Here is a 3,412-nt window from a genome sequence, read left to right as displayed (position 1 = left end):
TCTCAAGGCAATAAACCCATCATTGTTAAGGCACGAAAATCAAAGCTTCAGAGTGCAGAGAACTTTCTAATTGCTTGCCAAGAAGGAAGAGTGTTCGTTGTCAAAGGCACCTTTAGTGATGGCAATTACGCTGAGCTTGAAAACTTTGATGGTGGTAAGCATTCTGGTCATGATGACATTATGGATACGCTTTCCCAAGCTTATAACACTCTGACTACTGGTCGTCTAATTCCTACCATTAAGCTTTCTAAGAACAATCCTCGCCTTAACAATCTATTCGGAAAAACGCTTCTACAGTAAAGGGAATAACATGCCTAACAAATCATTTTATAGAACTAAGGTAGCCTTCTATGCCTCTATTGGGTACAGAGATCCCAATACTAATAGGTGGGTAGAAGGGTATACAGCACCTCTTTTCAAGAAGGTTAATGTTCAACCTTTTAAAGATGGTGAGATGCTGACATTCAATGAGTCTGCACTTTACTACACCGAAGGATATAAGAAGGTTTATTTTAGACCTCCTTTGGATTTCCCTGAAAACCCTAGTGAAGATGCCCAGATCCTATTTTTCTTTGATGGTGACTTCTATCAGGTAAAAGGGAATATGGATTTCACAACACTCGCTAGAGGTGGTAAGCACGTCAAGATGTTGGCTGTAAAATACTCTAGTTCTAATGTTCCAGACATTGAAGAGCCAACATTGTGATGGATTGTAATTGGCTATTGGTTGGTTAATTTTTAACCATGCTTGGTTGATTTGATTGTGAGGATTTATCTGGTGATTCCATAGATAGTCTTTCGGATAGTTTTCGATAGTTCTAGGGAAGGTGCTTTACAGGTTATGTTATGACTTCTTTGGTTTGTCCCCATAAATACCCGCCAAATCCTTATAAAAATCCCTCTCAGATCCCATAAATCTATCCAACTGATTTCCAGAAATACATTGATAAATACAATAAGCAATCCTTCCTAGCCAAGCCTCTAAATCCTCCTGACAAGTTATACAGTCGTTTGAAATTCAAGATTATTACCTATTATCTTGATTATCTTGGCAGCACTTTCAACGGTAATTCTAAGGTTCTGGATAGACTCTTTTAGGTTCTGTCAAGTCTTGTCCTGATCTCGTTGAAATTATGGAAATCTAATTTGGTAGGGGGCTTCGTGCGGGGTAGTCCCTCATATTCCTATGAAGGTCTATCTGATTTAAAACTATAAAAGGTGAGTAAAATGAATAATGAGATTAGTAAGCTCTACGCTTCACTAGGCTTTCGGGTCGATTGGAAGAATCTAAGGCGCTTTGAAAAGAGGCTTGGTGATGCTCAAGTTAATATGCAGAAGAGGGCGGCTAGCTTTCAACAGGCGTATCAACACCAAGCAAAACGCCAGACAGCGGCACTTGCATCATTAGAAAGACGCTATAACAAGCACTCTGGTAATCTCCAACGAATGCGGAATGACTATAGCCGTATCAATACCGAATATAAAAAGGGGAATATTAGCCTAGAAAGACGCCGAAGGCTTCTCGAAGATATCTCAAGGGAGTATCGAAACGTTAGGGATCAGGCTAATAGGGCTGTGAAACCTGTAAGGCGTCCTTCTAGTGTCTCTTCAGAGGGTTCTTCAACAGGTGTTGGTAGGAATCGACGTTCTATCATTGCTGCGCCTGTTGGTGGCGTTGCTGGTGGTGCTGCTACAGCGGCTGTTACGGCTGGTGTCGCTACTGCTGCCGGTGCCTGGATGAGTAACGAGCAATTCCAGCGTTTTGAGGCTATTAAAAGTGCCTTTGTAAGCCTTGAGGGCTCTACTGAAGCCGCCAATAAGAAGCTTAGTCAGATGGCCGGTATGGCTGATTATTTCGGGCAGAACTTCATGTCTGTTGCCGATGGCTATAGGTCTTTTGCCAATGCCCTTAAAGGTTCTTCTATCGAAGACCAAACAATGAGGATGTATAACAACCTTCAGGCTTACGCTACTTCCCTTGGTCTGAATCAACAAGACCTTTCAGGCATTCAATTAGCAATCGGTCAAATTGCCGCAACTGGTAGGGTTCAGGGTGATGAATTGAACCAGCTAGCAGAACGGGGAATCTCAAGAAACCTTCTTGCTGAATCTATGGGATTGAGCCTAGAAGAGTTCACGAAAAGGCAACGCTCTAATGATGGTATCCTCGCTAAGAATATCCTTCCTGCACTCTCTAAATTGATGGCAGAAAGGGCTAATATTGGTGGTGCCCTTGAACAGCGTCGAGCTTCTACCCAAGCACAACAGAACAGGGCTCTTAACGCTGCCTTCTATGCCAATATCCTAGCGAACCAATCAGGGATTAACGATTACTTTCAAGAGTTCTACCAGGGCCTGAAAGAGATGGTAGAGAATGCCTTGCCACTCTTTGAAGAGCTTGGGGAACTGTTTGAAAGCCTTGGGCCAGAGACCAGAAAGAACCTTGAAGCCTTTGGGGATGTTCTAGGCGCTATTGGGAATGTCTCTGATTCTCTTGATGGTGTCGATGTAGAGAGACCCTTTATTCGGCTGTCTGAAGTCCTGACAGGGCTTTCTAACTTCCTCAATGACATTGCTGATACCATTGATCTAATGAGAAGCGATAGCGGCTGGAAAGAGAAGGTGGCCGGTCTTTCTACCATGCTTGTTAATCAGCTAGAGAGGGTTACAGAGACGTTCCTTAACGCTGTTATTGATAAGCTGAATATCCTGATTCCCAAGCAGTTTGAAATTGGTCATGTAGACTTTAAGCCTGAAAGGATTCATACACCTAATGTTGATTTGAGTGGTGTAAATGCTTTGCTTGGCAATGTCAGTTCAAATCTAAATCGAGTGAGTGATTCAGCCAGTAAAAGAATTGCTCCACTACTCAATAAACACGGTGGTACAAGTGACCTTCATACACCTCTATTCGGTGATGTTGTCGTGGATCGTGAGAGGGCAAGGGAGATGCTAAAGCAGAATATGCAGCCTCCTGAGATGCTTTCAAAGCCCTCTAGTAACACCACCAATTACACCATTGATGCACCAGTGACCATTTCAGTTGATGGCTACAACAAAGACCCTGAAAGCCTTACTCAGATGATTCAGGAAAATTTCGAGAATAACATGAACTCTATTATTCGTGGTGCTAGTACGGCTCAACCTAATACGGAGCGTTAATAATGTATAAAGAAGCATGTATTGCCTTGGTGGTTATCTGTCTTGGTCTGTCAGGATATATTTACAATAACCATCAAAGCACCAGCTATAAAAGCCAGCTTGAACTCGAAATGAAGATCAAGGAACACTTTGATAACACCATTAGCAGCTATCAGAACAAGCTGTATGAGCGTTATAGTGATCTACATAACGAGTATCAGTTGCTAGATAGGCGTGTTAAGCAACTTGAAAGATCAATGTATTAATCCTC

At 42.4% G+C, this 3,412-nt stretch carries 3 protein-coding genes; all 3 read left to right on the top strand.

Translation table 11 applies throughout. The annotated features are described in order from the left end of the window. Positions 1-300, top strand: a 300-nt coding sequence (locus tag HUS66_RS17165) for a hypothetical protein (protein WP_175072414.1), incomplete at its 5' end; no start/stop codon positions are given. 10 nt (positions 301-310) lie between these two features. Then, on the top strand, positions 311-706 hold the full coding sequence (locus tag HUS66_RS17160) for a hypothetical protein (protein ID WP_175072413.1): 396 nt from the start codon (positions 311-313) through the stop codon (positions 704-706). Between the two features lie 521 nt (positions 707-1,227). Continuing rightward, entirely contained in the window at positions 1,228-3,162 is a 1,935-nt protein-coding gene (locus tag HUS66_RS17155; RefSeq protein WP_175072412.1) for a tape measure protein, read from the top strand. The last annotated feature ends 250 nt before the right edge of the window (positions 3,163-3,412 follow it).

Origin of the sequence: Onishia taeanensis (assembly GCF_013349955.1) — a bacterium.
Lineage (GTDB): Bacteria > Pseudomonadota > Gammaproteobacteria > Pseudomonadales > Halomonadaceae > Onishia > Onishia taeanensis_B.
Note: the sequence above shows the minus strand (reverse complement) of the source record. Positions and strands in the feature narration are given on the sequence as shown.

Excerpts from the sequence above, each read along its gene's own strand:
- HUS66_RS17160 (WP_175072413.1), top strand. The coding sequence starts at position 311 with ATGCCTAACAAATCATTTTATAGAACTAAGGTAGCCTTCTATGCCTCT.
- HUS66_RS17155 (WP_175072412.1), top strand. The coding sequence starts at position 1,228 with ATGAATAATGAGATTAGTAAGCTCTACGCTTCACTAGGCTTTCGGGTC.